This is a genomic window from Selenomonas sp. oral taxon 478, assembly GCF_001189555.1.
Taxonomy (GTDB): Bacteria; Bacillota; Negativicutes; order Selenomonadales; family Selenomonadaceae; genus Centipeda; species Centipeda felix.
Window position 1 is genome coordinate 1,009,158 of sequence record NZ_CP012071.1, and the last position, 18,343, is coordinate 1,027,500.

General features: G+C 58.6%; 15 protein-coding genes. 8 read left to right on the forward strand and 7 right to left on the reverse strand.

Annotated elements, in window-relative coordinates:
- Positions 1-41 precede the first annotated feature (41 nt).
- The 6 genes from ADJ74_RS04685 to trpS form a co-directional block, all read right to left on the reverse strand.
- Complete coding sequence (locus tag ADJ74_RS04685; protein ID WP_050342309.1) at positions 42-1,136, reverse strand: 2-aminoethylphosphonate aminotransferase; 1,095 nt, start codon at positions 1,134-1,136, stop codon at positions 42-44.
- 3 nt (positions 1,137-1,139) lie between these two features.
- Positions 1,140-1,847, reverse strand: a complete 708-nt coding sequence (locus ADJ74_RS04690) for a bifunctional 2-polyprenyl-6-hydroxyphenol methylase/3-demethylubiquinol 3-O-methyltransferase UbiG (RefSeq protein ID WP_050342311.1) — start codon at positions 1,845-1,847, stop codon at positions 1,140-1,142.
- A 6-nt stretch (positions 1,848-1,853) separates the two neighbouring features.
- Positions 1,854-2,561 (reverse strand): bifunctional 2-polyprenyl-6-hydroxyphenol methylase/3-demethylubiquinol 3-O-methyltransferase UbiG, encoded by a 708-nt coding sequence (locus tag ADJ74_RS04695; protein WP_050342313.1) that lies wholly within the window; start codon positions 2,559-2,561, stop codon positions 1,854-1,856.
- Between the two features lie 32 nt (positions 2,562-2,593).
- Positions 2,594-3,889: a phosphoenolpyruvate mutase gene (gene aepX, locus ADJ74_RS04700; RefSeq protein ID WP_050342316.1), complete on the reverse strand. Its 1,296-nt coding sequence runs from the start codon at positions 3,887-3,889 to the stop codon at positions 2,594-2,596.
- A gap of 438 nt (positions 3,890-4,327) precedes the next feature.
- A complete protein-coding gene (locus ADJ74_RS04705) occupies positions 4,328-5,047 on the reverse strand; it encodes a phosphocholine cytidylyltransferase family protein (protein WP_050342318.1) in 720 nt (239 codons plus the stop codon).
- Positions 5,047-6,051 (reverse strand): tryptophan--tRNA ligase, encoded by a 1,005-nt coding sequence (trpS, locus tag ADJ74_RS04710; protein ID WP_050342320.1) that lies wholly within the window; start codon positions 6,049-6,051, stop codon positions 5,047-5,049. Before trpS ends, ADJ74_RS04705 begins: the two co-directional genes overlap by 1 nt.
- A 212-nt stretch (positions 6,052-6,263) precedes the next feature.
- Here trpS and ADJ74_RS04715 point away from each other — a divergent pair, with 212 nt between their 5' ends.
- The 3 genes from ADJ74_RS04715 (at position 6,264) to ADJ74_RS04725 (ending at position 10,594) form a co-directional block, all read left to right on the forward strand.
- The gene (locus tag ADJ74_RS04715; RefSeq protein ID WP_172664511.1) at positions 6,264-7,034 is read left to right on the forward strand and encodes a class I SAM-dependent methyltransferase; all 771 of its coding nucleotides are present in this window, start codon (positions 6,264-6,266) and stop codon (positions 7,032-7,034) included.
- A gap of 184 nt (positions 7,035-7,218) precedes the next feature.
- Positions 7,219-9,483 carry an anaerobic ribonucleoside triphosphate reductase gene (locus ADJ74_RS04720; protein WP_050342322.1) on the forward strand — a complete coding sequence of 755 codons (2,265 nt, stop codon included), beginning with the start codon at positions 7,219-7,221 and terminating at the stop codon, positions 9,481-9,483.
- Positions 9,484-9,841: 358 nt separating this feature from the next.
- Positions 9,842-10,594, forward strand: coding sequence for a nucleoside/nucleotide kinase family protein (locus tag ADJ74_RS04725; protein ID WP_050342324.1), 753 nt, complete (start codon positions 9,842-9,844; stop codon positions 10,592-10,594).
- 378 nt (positions 10,595-10,972) lie between these two features.
- On the opposite strand, the gene clpX is transcribed toward ADJ74_RS04725, so the two are convergent.
- On the reverse strand, positions 10,973-12,268 hold the full coding sequence (gene clpX / locus ADJ74_RS04730; protein WP_050342326.1) for an ATP-dependent Clp protease ATP-binding subunit ClpX: 1,296 nt from the start codon (positions 12,266-12,268) through the stop codon (positions 10,973-10,975).
- Positions 12,269-12,629: 361 nt separating this feature from the next.
- On the opposite strand from clpX, the gene ADJ74_RS04735 reads away from it, so the two are divergent.
- The 5 genes from ADJ74_RS04735 to ADJ74_RS04755 are packed head-to-tail and all read left to right on the forward strand — an operon-like array spanning position 12,630 to position 18,304.
- Positions 12,630-13,238 (forward strand): DUF4352 domain-containing protein, encoded by a 609-nt coding sequence (locus ADJ74_RS04735; protein ID WP_050342327.1) that lies wholly within the window; start codon positions 12,630-12,632, stop codon positions 13,236-13,238.
- Positions 13,239-13,287: 49 nt separating this feature from the next.
- Positions 13,288-14,577, forward strand: a complete 1,290-nt coding sequence (locus ADJ74_RS04740) for a hypothetical protein (protein WP_050342329.1) — start codon at positions 13,288-13,290, stop codon at positions 14,575-14,577.
- Positions 14,577-16,772 (forward strand): zinc-ribbon domain containing protein, encoded by a 2,196-nt coding sequence (locus ADJ74_RS04745; protein ID WP_050342331.1) that lies wholly within the window; start codon positions 14,577-14,579, stop codon positions 16,770-16,772. The genes ADJ74_RS04740 and ADJ74_RS04745 overlap by 1 nt, the downstream gene beginning before the upstream one ends.
- Positions 16,773-16,787: 15 nt before the next feature.
- Positions 16,788-17,555, forward strand: a complete 768-nt coding sequence (locus ADJ74_RS04750) for a VWA domain-containing protein (protein ID WP_050342333.1) — start codon at positions 16,788-16,790, stop codon at positions 17,553-17,555.
- Complete coding sequence (locus ADJ74_RS04755; protein ID WP_050342335.1) at positions 17,552-18,304, forward strand: PP2C family serine/threonine-protein phosphatase; 753 nt, start codon at positions 17,552-17,554, stop codon at positions 18,302-18,304. The genes ADJ74_RS04750 and ADJ74_RS04755 overlap by 4 nt, the downstream gene beginning before the upstream one ends.
- The last annotated feature ends 39 nt before the right edge of the window (positions 18,305-18,343 follow it).

Consider the following 18,343-nt stretch of genomic DNA (forward strand, 5'->3'; position numbering starts at 1 on the left):
GGTGGATCCCTTTCCTCAAAGCCGCGATCGGGCTCCTGTTGCTATGCCTTCAGTGCTTCCTCGAATACGCGGAAGAACGCCGCGATGTCGGGCGCATCGATCGCGCCGAGTGCACACAGGCGGAAGGTCGATGCCGTCTGCATCTTGCCGGGATAGATGGTGTAGCCGCGCTCATAGCAATAGTCATGCACCCGGGTGAAGTCAAAGTCTGCCGACGGATAGTTGACGGCGACGACGAGTCCCGACTGGATCGCACGCGGGATGGTCTCGGTGAGCCCCAGACGGGCGATTCCCTCGTGGATGGCATTGATCGTGCGTGTATGACGCGCCCATTTCTTCGTTTCTCCCTCGGCGAAGTATTCGGCGAGCGCGCGCTTTGCCGCGTATACGGTCTGCACGGGTGGGGTAAAGCGCATCTCGCCCGTCTCCTCGAAGCCCTCGTACTGCATGACGAGGTTCGTATAGTAGGAGCGCACGGGATAGTCCTTTGCCGCCGCGAGCAGGGATTTTTTGGCGATGACGAAGGAGAGCCCCGTCATGCCCTGGATGCCCTTCTGCGCCGAGGACATGCAGACGTCGACGTTCATCTCGTCGGCGGAGAAGGGGATCATGGCATAGGTCGAAATGGTATCGGCGATCATGACCGCGCCATGCGCGTGGGCGAGCGTACCGATCTCGCGCACGGGGTTCAGGATGCCCGTGCCCGTCTCCTGATGCGTCGTGTAGACGGCGGCGATGTCGGGATTCTCTGCGAGCGTGCTCTCCACCGCATCGAGGTCGGGCAGACCGTCCGCCGGGAAGGTCAGGTTGATGTGCGGCACGGAGTAGGCACGTGCGACGGCTGCCGCGCGTGCGGAGTAGGCGCCGTTGTTGATGATGAGGAGTCTTTTCCCGGCGGGGACGAGCGAGCTGACGCACGAATCAATGCAGAGCGTGCCCGATCCACAGAAGAGAACGGTCGCCCAGTCCGCCGCATCGGCGTGGACGACCTTCAGGAGGTCGGTGCCGAGCGCGCGCATGAGCTGACCGAATGCACGCTCGCGCGGGCAGATGTCGGGGACGATCTGCGCCATCTTGACGGTGTCCGTCGTGGTCGCAGGTCCCGGGTTGAGGAGGACGTTGCGCTGGATGTTCATGGTTTACTCCCGATACATAAAGCAGTGAAAGACGAACGCGTTGTTCCAGTATCCCTTGAGCTCCATGGAAGGAAATGCGATGCGCAGTCCATGTGCCGATGCATAGTCGGTAAAGAGGCTGTGTGTGTAGAAGTGCCGCTGCAGATCCTTATACAGCTCGTCGTAGTTGGGAATATTTGCCCGACGGAAGGCAAGGTAGTCTTCGCGTTTTTCAATGTCGTGCAGCCCCATGATGCCGATGGCGCCGCGGCTCTTTTCCCGCATGAGGTCGAGGACATGGACGGCGTAGTCGTCACTGGGGAAATAGGGGAATACGCCGCTGGCAAAGATGGCGTCGTATTTCTGATCGACGGCGATGGCGTCTGCCTCGCCGGCGTATAACTCTACCGGGGATGAGAGCACCGCACGTGCGGTCTCGATGAGCCCCTCGGCGTAGTCCGTTCCACCGACGGTCATCCCATCGCGCTGCATCAGATAGAGGTTTGCACCTGTCCCGCAGCCGACCTCAAAGACGCTGGAATCATTGGTGAGGCAGAGCAGTTCTTTCGTTTGTGCGTATTCGTTGAGGAAGGCATCCAGTGAGATGCCTTCCCCCATCACGTCGTAACCGTTGAGGCGCTTGAGTTCGAGGAAAGTGTCCTCCCAGTTCCCCGACAGCTTGCCCGTGTCGGGCTTTCTGCGGTTCCAAATCTCTCTCCATTTGTTGTCCATGGCGACCTACTTTCGATACAGAAATACGTGAAAGACGAACGGTGTATTCCAGTACCCTTCCATCTCGATGGCGGGGTACTCGATCCTGAGGTTGTGCGAACGGGCAAAGTCCGCGAAGAAGCTGCGGCGGTAGAAGAGCTTGCTGAGTCCTTTGTAGCGCTCGTCATAGTCGGGGATTGCCGCGCGGCGGTAGGCGAGAAAATCCTCTTTCTTCGCTGCGTCGTGCAGGTCGATGAGGCCAATCGCTCCCGCTGCCTTTTCGAGCATCCGCGTGAGCACGCGCTCCGCGAATGCCTCGTCAGGAAAGTAGGAGAAGACGCTGTTGGAGAGTGCCGCATCGTAGGTCAGCGTTGTATCAAAGGCGTCTGCCTCGCCGCACGTGAGCTCCCGTGCCTCGGGAAGCACGCCGCGTGCCGCCTCGACGAGAGCAGCAGAGTAGTCCGTGCCGCCGACGGCAATGCCGTCACGCTGCAGGAGATAGAGGTTCGCGCCCGCCCCGCAGCCGACGTCGAAGACACTCATCCCTGCTGTGAGGTGCAGCAGCTCCTTGATGCGCCGTGCCTGCATGAGGAGAGAATCGAGCGGTATGCCGCCGTCCATGACGTCGAAGCCGTTCATGCGCTTGAGCTCGAGGAAGATATCCTGCCAGCTGCCCGAGAGGGCAGCTTTGTTTGCGTGCCGTCGGTTCCAAACGTCTTTCCACTTGTTGTCCATGTGACCTTCCTTCCATACAGATGACGCAGCGCTCAGACGACCTCGATCAGTCGGATGATGTCCTTGATCGGCAGGAGCTCCTTGTCGATCTCGTGGGCGCGGTGATGGACGAGGATGGAGCGTGCCGCATTCTCCATAGAGGGGAATGCCGCGCGCGTGAGCTGGTTGGCGTAGATGACGATGCGGACGCCATGTGCCGCGAGCTCCGCCTCCGTGATCGTGTTGTAGGAGGAGGGGACGGCGACGATGGGGACGTCCGGGTGGCTCGCGTGGAAGGCGTCGCAGAACGCGATGACCTCATCGGGCGATTTGGCGCGCGAGTGGATCATGATGGCGTCTGCACCCGCCGCGACGTACGCTTCGGCGCGTGCGAGGGCATCCTCCTGCCCCTTTTCGAGGATCAGGCTCTCGATGCGCGCGATGATCATGAACTCCTCCGTGCGCTGTGCCGATTTGCCCGCCGCAATCTTTTCGGAGAAATTTTCGATCGTGTCCTGCGTCTGCGCGACCTCCGTGCCAAAGAGGGAGTTGCGTTTTGCGCCCGTTTTGTCCTCGACGATGACGGCGGAAACGCCGATGCGCTCAAGGGTGCGGACGTTGTAGGCGAAGTGTTCTGCCGTTCCGCCCGTGTCCATGTCGAGGATGATGGGCTTCGTCGTGACGTCCATGACCTCGTTGATGGTCTGGATCCGGTCGGAGAGGTCGACGAGCTCGATGTCGGGCTTGCCGCGTGAGGTCGAGTCACAGAGACTGGAGACCCACATGGCGTCGAACTGGTCGAGGCCGCCGTCATTCTCGACGATGGTTTTCTCCGCGATCAGTCCCGTGAGGCCGTTGTGCACCTCGATGGTCTTGACGATGGGGACAATATCGAGGAGACGGCGCAGACGGCCGCGGCGCGCCTCGGGCATAGCGAGCTGCTCGCGCATCTGCCAGTCGATCTTGCGCACCTCGTCATTATAGGTATAGGATGGTTCGATCAGTTTTCCGCCGTAGCGCGCGAGCGCCGCGAGGACGTTCTTGCGGATGGCGGACTCAGGACCCTGCGCCCAGTTGCTCCCGTGGACGACGTAGTCGGGGCGCAGACGGTCCAGTACCTCGTCGTACATGATGTGATCCTGTACGATGACCTCCGCGACCTCGGGCAGCTCGCTGAGCATTGTCATGCGCTCCTCGAGTGTCTTCGTCGGGAAGCGGTTGTAGCGCACCATCTCCGCGTCGGAGAGGACGCCGACAGTGACGCGGCCGAGCTCTGCCGCCGCGCGCAGGAGGTTCTTGTGCCCCGCGTGGATGATGTCCGTGCAGAAGCAGGTATAAACGTTCTTCATATCTTTCCCTCTATTTCGTTTTTGCTGATTTTTACGGTGCATCCTCTTCGCAGAACCTCGTTACGCAAGCGGTCGGGTACTTATCGCCGAGGGGAACACTGACCCAATGAGACCTATTCAGATAGGTGCAGATTTTTTGTCCTATCAAGGAAATAAACCGGAAGCATAGCGGTGGCTATGCTGAGGATTTATCGACACAGAGAGGGCGAAAAAGATACGCCTAGATGAATGGTTAAATGGGCCAGCGTTCCCCTAATACCTGCGGATTCCAAACGCGCTTCGCTTGAACGGTAGAAATCCGCAGGGGGGCAGAACGTACCCTTTTCTCCGCTTGCTTCACTAGGTTTGCTACAGGGGATGCACCGCCTTCTCGGCAGAGAGAACCTCCTGTAGCTTCGCTTCGGACGTCCTCGCAGACGGGCACCCAGCAGACGGGGCTCAATTATGTCTTATCCGCGCCTCCAGCGCCCGCAGATCCGCCACGGTGTCGATCTCCCACACGTCCTCGCGCGTGCACTCCCTGATATACACATCGCATGTGTCGGGATTGTATTTCAAAATGATCTCGTCCCAGTAGAGCTGGCGGTACTGCTCCTCGGCGTAGAGCGCATTCGCGCAGCGCGCCAGCCGCGCCCCGTCCTCTGCCGTCCAGTAGGAGAGACCGAGCATCTGGTGACAGGGGTGTGAGCTTTCTGTAGCGATGTGCGTGATCCTCCCGTCGGCATCCGCGTCGAAACACCAGTCGTCCGTCGCCGTCACGGGGAAGGCGATGTAGTTCGTGCGCTCCTGTGTGGGCGTGATGATGGCGGGATGCGCGAGGTAGAGATCACCCTCGATGACGTAGCTGTCCTCAAGCAGCCCTGCACGCCCCGCGAGCGCGATGGAGGATATGTTGTTTGCCGCCGCCCAGTCCGGATTGTCGAGAAAGGCGATGTGCGGGTACGCGTCCTTGAGCGTGTCAAGCGCCGCACCGCAATAGCCCCGTATTATAGTAATCGACGAAATCCCCGCCGCATTAAGCGCATCTAAAATGGTTGCGATGATCGGCACGCCGTTCACGGGGACGAGCGGCTTCGGCAGGTGATCGGTCAGCGGCGCGAGCCGTGACCCGCGCCCGGCTGCGAGAATGACGGCGCGCGTCACACGATGTGCATTCATCAGCACAGCCCCATTTTGCGTTTCGCCTTCGCGAGCGTCTTTTCGGCGATGTGTGCGGCGCGCTCCGCCCCCCGCGCAATCTCTGCGTCGAGGTACGCCTTATCCGTGAGCAGCTCCGCATAACGCTCACGGATGGGGCGCAGCTCATCGGCGACGACCGTCCCAACGGCCGTCTTGAAGTCGCCGTAGCCCTTTCCTGCAAACTCCGCCGTGATCGCATCGCAGGATTTCCCGGTGATGGCGGAGTAGATCGTCATGAGGTTGTTGATGCCGTCCTTGCCCTCGCGGAACGCGACCTCGGCATCGCTGTCCGTGACGGCAGACTTGAATTTTTTGAGGATCGTCTTCTCATCGTCGAGGATGAAGATGGTCGCCTTGGCGTTCTCGTCGGACTTGCTCATCTTCGCTGTCGGCTCGGCGAGACTCATGACGCGCGCACCCGCCTTCGGAAAATAGCCCTCGGGCAGGCGGAACGTCTCGCCGTAGACGTGGTTGAACCGCGCGGCGACGTTTCGCGTAAACTCAAGGTGCTGCGTCTGATCTGCACCGACGGGCACGTAGTCTGCCTGATAGAGAAGAATGTCGCCTGCCATGAGCGCAGGGTAAGTGAAGAGCCCCGCGTTGATGTCCTCGGGATGCTTCGCCGACTTGTCCTTGAACTGCGTCATGCGGCTGAGATCACCGAACGGGCTGAGACAGGAGAGCATCCAGCCCATCTGCGCGTGCGCACTCACGTGGCTCTGGATAAAGACGAGACTCTCCTCCGGATCGAGTCCGCACGCGAGCAGGAGGGCAAACGCCTCGCGGCTTGCCTTTCGCCGCATCGCAGGCTCGTGATAGACGGTGAGCGCATGGAGATCGGCGACGAAGTAGTAGCAGTCATATTCCTTCTGCAGCTGCCGCCAGTTTTTCACCGCGCCGAGATAATTGCCGAGCGTGAATGTGCCGGTGGGCTGGATGCCGCTCAGGATGATCCTGCGGCGGGCTGGATCGTTTTCGTTCATGGATATTCCTTCCTTATACACATAGAATCTCTTTCATTATATCTCATGAGAGAAAGATAAGCAAAGCCGCGGAGCAATGAATTTCCCGTTAAGGATATAGTAAGATGCGGAAATAATTTTATGCCCGTAACATTCGTTACAGAAAACGACCGCCAATACCCAGTAGAATGATGCTGAGAATCGTTCTATAATCGATCAACGGAGGTGTTATGATGACAGAACAGAAGCAAAACGAGATGGGCCATGAGTTCCTTGCACGCCTTGGCAAGACGCGCCTGCGTCCCGGCGGGCGTGAGGCGACGGAGTGGCTCCTTTCCCATGTGGATTTTACCATTGACACGCGCGTCCTTGAAGTCGCCTGCAACATGGGCACGACGATGATCGCGCTGGCGGAGGAGCATGGCTGCCGCATCACGGGCCTCGATATGAATCCCGCCGCCCTCGCGAAGGCGCGTGCCAATATCGAGGCACACGGGCTTTCCGATGTGGTCGACGTGGTCGAGGGCAACGCCATGGCGCTGCCGTTCCCCGACGCGGCGTTCGACGTCGTCATCAATGAGGCGATGCTCACCATGCTGCCGCGCGAGAACAAGGCAAAGGCGATCGCCGAGTACTTCCGCGTGCTGAAGCCGGGCGGCGTACTGCTGACCCATGACGTTGCCCTGCGCACGGACGACGAGGAGCAGGCGGCGGAGCTGCGCGCGGGGATCTCGCGTGCGATTCGCGTAAACGTCGATCCGCTCTCTGAGGGCATGTGGCGCCAGCTCTTTCAACAGGCGGGATTTACGACGGAGGTGCAGACGGGGCGGATGACGCTGCTCGATCCTGCCGGATTGGTGCGCGACGAGGGGTTCGACGGTGCGATGAAGATCATCCGCAACGGGCTGCGCACGGAGAACATCGACCGTTTCCGCACGATGTTCAATTTCTTTTTCGATCATGGCAAAGAGTTTTCCTATATTGCCGTCGTCAGCAAGAAGTAACGAAAAGCAGCGAGGATGCTTCGCTGCGCACATGGGCAGCGGTATGTCATATTGTGACGTACCGCTGCCTTTTTTGCGTGAAAAATACCTTGCCAAGAATCTTCCTCTCTGTTACAATATCTTCCGTAGCAAAAAATGCGAACCACAAGATATAGTATTATGTATGGATAAAGGAGCGAAATCTATGACAGTGACGACGGTGACAAAACGCGCGGGCAATGCGGTGCCCTACGACCGTTCGAAGATCCTCAATGCCATTACCTCGGCGAGCAAGGAGTACGTCCACCCGATGACGGCACTTGAGATCGACACGGTGACGAAGAGCGTCGAGGAGGCATTTGGCGACCGCACGGAGATCAGCGTCGAGGAGATCCAGGATCTCGTCGAAAAACAGCTGCTCGCGCACGGGCACTATGACATTGCGCGCCGCTACATCACCTACCGCCAGCGGCATGCCCAGCGCCGCCGCGCGCAGAAGCACCTCATGGAGAGTTACCGCGACATCTTCTTTGCCGATGCGGTGGACTCCGACCTCAAGCGCGACAACGCGAACATCAACACAGACGCGTCGATGGGCATCATGCTGAAGCTCGGTGCGGAGGGGGCAAAGCACTTCGTCGACAATTACGTTCTCGACGAACGCTATGCGACTGCTGACCGTGAGAACTTTATCCACATCCATGACAAGGACTTCTCACTCATCACGTTCAACTGCTGCCAGATCGATCTTCTGAAACTCTTTCGCGGCGGCTTCTCGACGGGACACGGTTTCCTGCGCGAACCGAACTCCATCCGTGCCTACGCGAGCCTCGCGTGCATCGCGATCCAGTCGAATCAGAACGACATGTTCGGCGGGCAGAGCATCAACGCGTTTGACTACGCCATGGCAGACGGCGTAAAGAAGTCCTTCCGCAAGGCAATCCTCGAGGAGGCGTGGAAGGCACTGCTCTACCACATCGGGCATGGTTATTTTACCCACGAGGCGTTCAAGAAGGCACTGCGCGCGGAGCTCGACTTTGCCGTCTGCGTCTATGCGGAAAAGCAGGACGACGCGCGTGCGGAGCGCGCCCGTGCCGAACTCATGCGTGCACTGAACATCGTCTACAGTGCAGCATTCGACACCCCGGCGGAGCAGGAACTCGAGGCGGACGTGCGGACGATCTACCAGCTCGCCTGCGAGAGTGTCGAGGAGGAGACGCATCAGGCGATGGAGGCGCTCATTCACAACTTCAACACACTCCACTCGCGTGCGGGGGCACAGGTGCCGTTCAGCTCCATCAACTACGGCATGGATACCTCGCCCGAGGGACGGCTCGTCATCCGCGAGGTGCTGAGCGCGATCTGGCAGGGGCTCGGCAACGGCGAGACGGCGATCTTCCCCATTTCTGTCTTTCAGCTTAAGGCGGGTGTCAACTACAACCCCGAGGATCCGAACTACGACCTCTTTATCGAGTCCTGCCGCGTCAGTGCGCGCCGCCTGTTCCCGAACTACGTCAACCTCGATGCGCCGTACAACCTCCAGTACTACAAGCCCGGCGACTATAACAGCTGCGTCGCAACCATGGGCTGCCGCACGCGCGTCATGAGCAACGTCAACGGCCCCGAGCAGTCGGGCAGCCGCGGGAATTTTTCCTTTACGACGATCAACCTGCCGAAGCTTGCGCTCGAGGCCAAGGGCAATCTGGGGAAATTCTGGGAACTCTACGATTACTATATTGACCTCTGCCACGACTATTTGCTCGATCGACTGAAGATTATCGAGGAAAAGCACATCTACAACTATCCGTTCCTCATGGGGCAGGGCGTCTGGCTCGACAGCGAAAAGGCGAGCCCCGTCGACTCCATCAAGGAGGTGCTGAAGCACGCCTCGTACTCGATCGGTTTCTGCGGACTCGCCGAGTGCCTTGTTGCACTCATCGGAAAGCACCACGGCGAGAGCGAGGAGGCGCAGAAACTCGGGCTCGAGATCGTCGGGCACATGCGCGAGCGTACCGATGCCTACACTGAGGCGGAGCACCGCAACTGGTCGACGTTCGGCACGCCCGCCGAGAGCACGGCAGGACAGTTCCAGCGTGCGAACAAGCGCGTCTATGGGACGATCCCCGGCGTCACCGACCGCTCTTACATGACGAACTCAAGCCATGTGCCCGTCTACTATGACATCAGCGCCTACGACAAGATCCGCATCGAGGCACCGTATCACGCGCTCGAGAACGCAGGGCATATCGCCTACATCGAGATGGACGGCGACCCATCGAAGAACGTCAAGGCCTTCGAGAAAGTCGTCCGCGCCATGCACGACGCGGACATGGGCTACTTCTCCATCAACCACCCCGTTGACCGCGACCCCGTCTGCGGCTACACGGGACTCATCGAGAACGAGTGCCCGCACTGCCACCGCAAGGAGACCGCCTTCGGCACGATGACCGTTCCGCGCATGAAGGACTGAGAAAGCATATCCTTAGCTTCCCTAGCCCCTTCGTAAATGGGGAAGCTGCTATGCCGTGATTTCGCTAAAGCCTCCCCCGCTGTGACGGGGGAGGGGGACCGCGAGCGGTCAACGTCAGCCAATCACACATCGCTAACGCTCGTGTTCTTGGGACGTTTTCGCATACGACCTGTTTTCCAATCAGCTTCGTCCTACGGACTTGCTTCTTGGACAGGTCAGCAAGCGGTGGCGGGGGCACAAGAAAGGACTGCCGTACGAGGCTTGACTCGTTCAGCAGTCCTTTTTATATGGAAACTTGTCTACAGTTGAACCACGGGCATACTTTTGCTAAAATATTCTATCGAGGAGGGGGATCTCTGTGCGTGAAAAAGAGTGGCACACCTGCGCGATGACCGTCAACGGACTGCCGCAGCGTGTTCGTTACCGTACCGACACGGTTGAGCATCTCTTCCTGCCGCTGCTGCGTCGTCTCAGAGAGCTGCAACATTGCCGCGGGCAGCGCCGCATCGCCTTTCTTGCCGCACCGCCCGCCACAGGGAAAACGACGCTCGCGCAGTTCTTGGAGCGGCTTTCACGCACCGAGGCGGGGCTCACCTCCGTGCAGGCACTCGGCATGGACGGCTTTCACTATTCGAATCGCTATCTCGCGGCGCATACCATCCGGCAGGGTGGGGAAGAAATCCTCCTGAAATCCATCAAGGGTGCACCCGAGACCTTTGACGTCGCCGCCCTCGCGGCAAAACTTGGCGCAGCGCGGGAGAGTAGCGTGACATTCCCCGTCTACGACCGCCGCATTCACGACGTCGTGCCTGATGCCGTCACGGCGGATGCACCGATCCTCCTCGTCGAGGGCAACTGGCTCCTCTTGGACGAGGAGCCGTGGAGCGGCCTCCGTCCGCTCGCCGACTATGCCGTCCGTATCGACGCACCCGCCGCGTTCCTGCGGGATCGCCTCATCGCCCGCAAGGTGCAGGGGGGACTCTCCGAGGCGGAGGCGACCGCCTTCTGCGAGGCGAGCGATGCCCGCAACGTCGAACGCTTTGCCGCACATGCAGGTGCGGCGGACGAGATCTGGCGTATGGAGGCAGACGGCGATTTCGTGCGGGTATAAATTTCCATATGAAAACTCCCACTGCGGCTGGCATCGCAGTGGGAGTTTTGTCGTCCGTTGTGTTATACTGAAGCTGCCACGGCCCAACCAAGCCAATCCGGCAAGGAAGGGAGGTTGTCACGATGACCATCGGAGATGTTATGCTTTCCCTGCTGACCAGCGTACTCGGGAGTATTCTCGGGGCGCTGATTCTGCAGAGGCTGGGGCGGTAGAAGCGACCGCCGTTGTGGCACCAGCCAGATGCGACCTCACCAGTTGCAAAGAAAGACCCCTGCGGTAACCAGCCGCAGGGGATTTCTTTCTTTTGGTTGTCAATGACCATCGTTGACTTCTACACACAGTATAACACGTTTATGCTGTTTTGCAAGGATAAATTTATCACCCCGCCGCTGCGTTCTCCACGGTCGGCGCCGCGCCCTCGGTGATGCATTCCTTCGTCACGGTGACGCGGCGCGGGGCGGTCTCACGCGGGATGTCGAACATTACGTCGAGCATGACCTCCTCGATGATGCCGCGCAGGCTGCGTGCACCCGTCTTGCGCTCGATTGCTTTTTTTGCGACGGCGCGCAGAGCGTCCTCGGTAAAGACAAGCTCCACGCCGTCCATTGCGAGCAGCTGCTGGTACTGACGTACCGGTGCATTGACCGGCTCCGTGAGGATGCGCAGGAGCGCGTCCTCGTCGAGGGTTTCGAGTGTGCAGATCACGGGCAGACGGCCGATGATCTCGGGGATGATGCCATACTCCATGAGGTCCTCAGGCGTGACCTGATGGATGAGTGCGTCGTATTCCTTTTCGAGATCCTTGCCGCGCACCTCCGCGCCAAAGCCCATGGCGACGCTGCCTTTCTTGAGCCGCTTGGCGATGATCTTCTCGATGCCGACGAATGCGCCGCCGACGATGAAGAGGATGTTTTTCGTGTCAACCTTGATGGTCGGCGCCTCGGGGTGTTTGCGCTGGCCGCGCGCCGTGAACTCGACGACACTGCCTTCGAGCATCTTGAGGAGTGCCTGCTGGACGCCCTCATGACCGGGGTCGGCAGTGATGGAATTGTTCGCACCGGATTTGCGCGCGATTTTATCGAACTCGTCGAGGTAGATGATGCCGTGCTCCGCCTTCTCCACATCCTTGTCCGCCGCATAGTAGAGGTTGCGGACGGCGACCTCGACATCCGCGCCGACGAAGCCCGCCTCGGTGAGGCTGGAGGCATCTGTCACGGCAAACGGCACATCGAGGAGCTTTGAGAGATGGGAGAGGAGGGCGGTTTTGCCGCAGCCCGAGGGACCGAGCATAATGACGTTCGACTTCTCGATCTCCGTGCCCTCGTCCTCTTTCTTTTCGTAGCCGTATTTCATGCGCTTGTAGTGGTTGTAGACGGCGACGGCGAGGATTTTCTTCGCGCGGTCCTGATTGATGATGTAGGTGTCGAGATACTCCTTGATGAGGTGAGGGCGCGTCTTTTCCAGTACGTCGCCCAGCTCCTTGCGGAACGTCGTGCGCTCCTCCGAGGAGACGGATGCGTCGTGTTCGTCGAGGTAGCGGTTGATCTCGCGCACGCAGTCCTTGCAGATGGCAAAGCCCGTATTTGGATCGTAGATCGGCATATCGTATTGGTCGCGCACGTCGATGATGCGCTTGCAGAAGGTGCATTGATGCTTGACCGGATTTTTCGGCATTTCAAATTCCTTTCAGGGTATTTCATCTAGGAAATCGCTGATAAACAGTCTCTCAGATCGGCGTAGATTTTTGTCCGATTGAGGCGGCAAACCGGATGCATAGCAAGGGCTATGTGGAGAATTTGCCGACGACAAGCGGACGAAAAGATGCGTCAAGATGGTCGTGCCGAACGTATCAGTACGTCCCCCAGAATAAATTCTATCATAGAATACCACAGGAAGGGGGAAGAAACAAGGAACAATCATCTGGGGAAATATAATTATGGATAGAAATTTTTTCTGCTACCTATCTTGTTTTATGGTAGAATGATTTTATACTCAATGAAATGATTTTTCGTTCAATGAGAAAGGACGTAGAGAGATGAGGAAGGGGATCCTGTTCGGGCTTATTCTGGGAGCGCTCATCTATTTTTTCGGCCCCGGCTTGGGGCTTTGGAAAAAAGATGCGCCTGCTGCACAGCCGATGACAGCGACGCAAACAGAAAAGACGGATGCCAAAACCAAGGAGAATGGGGAGCGCGGCACAAAGAAGGGCAGCGAGAAAACCACGGGGGGCTCTCTGCGTACGGACCAACCTGCGGCGCAGAGTGCATCTGCACAGAAGCCTGCGCTTGTCGGGCGTGTGGAGTCCATCTCGCGCCCGTCCTCGCTGACAGGTCCGATGGGCACCGTGCAGGGGCCTTTTGCTCTCGTCAAACTGACGCTTGCGAACCGAGGCTCGAGCAGTATCCACATCGTGAGTTTTAACATACGCATGGTTGATACGGATGGCAACAGCTATGCGGTCTCGGACAGCGGCATGGGCGTGCTCTTTCACAACAGGGTTGCCACGTTCCACATGGAAAACATATCACCAGGGATGCAGATGACAGCAAGTGTTGTTTTTGCCATGCCCGCGGGAGCAACTCCCGCAAAGATACTGGTGCAGCCGCATGGGCCGAATCAGCCGATATCGGAGATCAAATTATAGGACGGGGCTGCGCGAGGGCGCGCAGCCCGCTGATAGAGGAGGAATATATATGAATATCCGAACCTATTATGAAGAGCAGCGTGGGCTCATGTGTACCGCCATGCAAGAATCTCTGCCGTACCTGCGGCGTCTCCTGCGAATGGATGCGAAGCAGTTTGCGGCAGTACTGGGTATCCACGAACAGGAGATGGCGGACATCGAGGTGGGAGGCGAGGAGCTCGGTGCGACGATGTTCCTCGCGATTGCCGCTGTGTTGGACGGCGCTGTGCGGGAGAGGCCGGAGATTGCCGTGCGGATGGAGACAATTCTCTCGCTCAACGCACCTGAGGACGCAGGCCTTTTCGATCACCTCGGTACGCTCTCACTCACACAGCGGTGGCTCGACACATTCCCTGCGCCTCTCGATATATATGCACAGGACAGTAAACGCGACTGGCTGACGGAGGAGGATTACCATGCCTTCGCGACGGACTGCCGCATCTTCCTTGACCACAGCGTCGTCGCATCGGAGGGCTTCTTTGCGGCAGCAGAGCCGCTGATCGCTGCATTGCGTGAACATGGCAGTGCTTTCTTCATCTCCCTCGCGACTGTGCGAGCTCTTGAAGGGGATATGCGCAGCACGGATGATGCCGTGCGCAGAAGAGCCAAGCACGGTATGCAGCATTTGGTGCAACTGCAGGAGGAGGGGCTGATCGACCTGCGCGGTGAAGATGACGATGGGTCGGAGCTCAGTACTTTCTTTTCCGTGTTTGCGCGATTCAAAAATGCCCATCAGATTGTACTCTTTACGAACACGTCTGACTGTGCAGCACAGATCGCACTGCTGAATCGTGCTCACCTCGGCGGTGCGGAGATCGACCTTGTCGGATATCAGACCGATCACGGATTTTATCGCTGGCAGGTTTCGGGTGCAGACTGCGGCATGCCCTCCTATGCAGACGAGGAGGATGATGCGGACGTGCGGGAACCGGTGATCGGATGGGATGACCTTGACGGTGTGTTTGCGGAACCCTCCGGTGCGCCCCTTGCGAACCTTGAGGAGATTGAACGTGTGCCGCCTTCCACTGAGGAGATACCTCCGTGTTCGGACGAGGTAATTATCTTCGACGAGCCGGATGCTGCGGAGCTGGAGACTATGGAAGCGGATATGCGGGCGTTCGAGAAAGGTATGATAGAGAGCAGCGCACCCGCTGCCGCAGCGGACGATGTCGCGACAGCTGAGCTCGTGGACCGGCAATGCGGTGATAATAGCAATGACAGCACTCCGTTCACGCCGAAGAGCAACGTACCGGAGCATGACCGCAGTGCTTTGCCGCGTGGATGGGACGAGATCGGCTGATGAGAAAAGACGTAGGGGGTGGAGAGCGCGTGCGCGTAGGGACGGGACGCAACATGAAGGAGCGGCAAGAGAAGCTGCTTGATATGTATTTCAAGGACTGGAAGGTGTTCATTGACACCTGCAGTCTGCTCAAGGAGGCTGCGCCGACGTTCTGGGAACGCGCCAGACCCTATATTTTGAAGTACAACAACCCCGTCATCGTTCCGGAGCGTGTGCTTCACGAACTGCAGAAAATTTACAGGAACGCCGCGGGGGTATATGATCCTGTGGATGTGCGAAATGCGGAACGCTGTTTGTCAGAGTTTTTGCCACGGTATCAGCAGGAGAACCTGCTCGAATTTCGTGGAGAGCCGGTCGATCGGGAAGGTCACGCAGACAACGTCTTCATCACGCAGTTTACGCGTCACCGTATGACGTACAACCTTCTTCTCATCACGCAGGATGCAGACCTCGGCGCGGACATCCGCAACCTTGTCAACCAGCGTTCCGTTCAGCGCGGCAAGAAAATCCATGTGCGGCGCATCGATGGCGGCGGCAACCTTTTCCCGCAGGATGGAAAGAAGCCGCATACGAAAAGGACGGACTCCGCGCGCGCACAGACAGACGGTGACCGTCGACCGCATGGTGGGCATGAGCACACGGCAGGGCAGAGGCCCGCGTCGCAGCGCACAGACAGCCGCTCGTCCGCCATGACCACTGCGCAAAAGACCGTCGTCACGGCCATCGCCGATGATCCGCTGCCTGCAGCACACATCCCCATCGAGGGCGAGATGGTCTTCCGCGTACAGAACGGCGTGCCGGAGCGCATACGTCTCGGCAAGGAGATCGGTAAGGGCGGCGAGGGCAGGATCTACGAAACGGGCACGCCATACGTTGCGAAGATTTACGCGCGGGACTGCCTGACTGTACGGCGGCGGGAAAAGATTCGCCGTATGCTCAGCTGCAGCATCTCCTGCGCAGGTATCTGCTGGCCCATTGCGGAGCTCTCGGACAAGAGCGGGAACTTCGTCGGCTATCTAATGCCGCGTGCACAGGGGCAGTCCCTGCAGATTGCCGTCTTCAGTCCGCGGCGGTTGCAGAGATTTTTCCCGCACTGGAAAAAGGTCGACCTCGTTATCCTTTGCATTACCATCCTTGAGAAGATCAAGTACCTTCACGACCACGACATTCTCATCGGCGACCTGAATGACCAGAATATCCTCGTCGTTTCCGCGACCGAGGTCTACTTTGTTGACACAGACAGTTACCAGATCGAGGGCTTTCCCTGTCCCGTAGGCACCCCCGTTTACACCGCTCCCGAGGTACAGGGACAACCGTTCTCAAGCTTTCTGCGCACGAAGGGGAATGAGGCATTTGCTATCGCGACCCTGCTTTTCCGCATCATGCTCCCGGGTAAGACGCCTTACTCCCAGCAGGGCGGCAACGATCTGCAGGAGAACATTGCACGCGGTGATTTCTCCTATCCCTGCGGAGAGAACTCGAATCGCCGTGCTCCCGACGGCCCATGGAGATTCATCTGGAGCCATCTCCCGCGCCGTGCGATGAAAGAACCGTTTTATCAGACCTTCCGCAAGGGCGAGGCACACTACGAAGAGCGCGACCGCCTCGATGTGAACGCGTGGCTTGCAAACTTGCGCGAGTACAAGAACCTCCTCACGAATGGGAAGTATGCGGAGCAGGATGCCCTCTCACTTGAGATTTTTCCGAATCGCTACAAGCACATTGAACCAAATGCAGACGCGAAGTCCCCGCAGCAAACGAAGACATGGGGGCACTCAACGCCGCATACAAAGTCTGGAGCGAAGCAGTCGAAGTCACCAGAAAAACGCCCGTGCCGCGTTTGCAAGAGCGAGGTGCCGGTCACGCAGCTCGACCACGGCGTATGTTCCTCGTGCAGAGGAGAAATTTATGAATGGAAGCAATGTAGAACGTGCGGCAGCCGTTTCTGCATCACCGCTGCCGAGCACGCCTTCTTCGTGGATAAGGGGCTGGCTCAGCCCGAGAACTGCAGGGAATGCCGCGAGGCGCGAAAGAAGGAGCGCGAGACGTGGCTCACGACACCACAGCAAAACACCTCTTCGCGCACGCCCGTCCCGCAAAGTGACCGTGCGGAGGAGAGCTCATCATTTGAGACCGTTGCCGGAATCGGCATCGGGCTTGCCATTGCCTATGCCGTCGTTCATTTTCTATTATAATATGGGAGAAATACCATGAAAGACCTGCACCTCATCCGCATGGACGACCTCGTCACCAATCCGACGCCGCGTGTACCCGTCTGCCTCTGCCTTGACACGAGCGGCTCCATGGCAGCAGTCGAGGCGGGCAGCTACGTCGGTACCGGAGAGACCATCCGCCAAGACGGCAAACTCTGGCAGATCGTCGAGGGCGGGAAGAGCCGCATACAGGAGCTTCAAAAGGGCATCGAAATGTTCTTCGAGGCAATCCGTACCGACATACTCGCCGCCGACTCTGCTGAGATCAGCATCGTCACCTTCGACAACGAGGCAAAATGTCTGCTTGACTTCGCCAACATTGAACGGCAGACCGTCCCACAGCTGCACGCAAATGGACTCACGGCGATGGGGGAGGGGGTCAACCTCGCCCTCGACCTGCTGGCGCAGCGCAAGAAAGAGTATCAGGATAAGGGGGTCGACTACTATCAGCCGTGGCTCGTCCTCATGAGCGACGGCGAACCGAATGGCGATCCTGCTGAGCTGCGCCGTGCCGCCCAGCGCGTCACGGAACTTGTGAATGCCGGTAAGCTGACCGTCTTCCCTATCGGCATTGGGAGCGAGCCGGGCATGGACGCGCTTGCTGCACTCTCGCCGAAATGGGAGCCGCTGCGGCTCGACGGTCTGAAATTCCAAGAATTCTTTGCATGGCTCAGCAGCAGCATCAAGGTCGTATCGAACTCCACACCAGGAGATAAAATCAAGCTCGATGTCGATCGTATCAAAGACTGGAGCACACTCTCTTGAGCGAAGAACGCGGTATTCTATGGAACTTTGCAGAGTGTGCCGTTACAGGGCGGCGGCACCGTGCCGGAGACCTGCCGTGCCAGGATAAGACCTATGCCTGTGAATCGGGGGGCACTGCCGTCATCGCTCTCGCTGACGGCGCGGGCTCTGCTGCATTCTCCCAAGAGGGGGCAGAGACTGCCTGCCAAGAGATTGCGGCAATATTTTCTGGTTCCTTTGATGCTTTTGATGCGGAGACAGACGGGGCACGTGTCAAACAACAGATCCTTACACAGCTGCGTACGGCACTCGCCGCACGGGCGGACGAATGTGCGTGTCATGTTGATGCTCTTGCCTCTACGCTGCTCGCTGTTGCCGTCAAGGGGGATCGCTTCATTCTCCTTCATATTGGTGACGGTGTCATTGGCTGCCTACGCGAAGACCAGCTCGTCGTCCTCTCTCAGCCGCTTAACGGTGAGTTTATCAATACCACGGTATTCATCACCTCGCCTGAGGCGACGGACACCATGAAACTTGTCAAAGGGGATGTGGCAGATATATGCGGCTTCGTCCTTCTCTCCGACGGCGCAGAAATGAGCCTCTATGATCGCCGACAGAAGACCCTCGCGCCTGTCCTGCACCGTGTCTTCAACACAGCCCGCGGAGAGGATCGCGCGAACATGGAGGAAATGCTGCGCAGAAGCTTTGAGAACAGTGTTATTCAGGCGACTGGTGATGACTGCAGCATCGCGCTGATGGTGCGAATGTAAAAAAGTTGACAAAAAGTCGAAAAGAGGGGTTGACGGGAG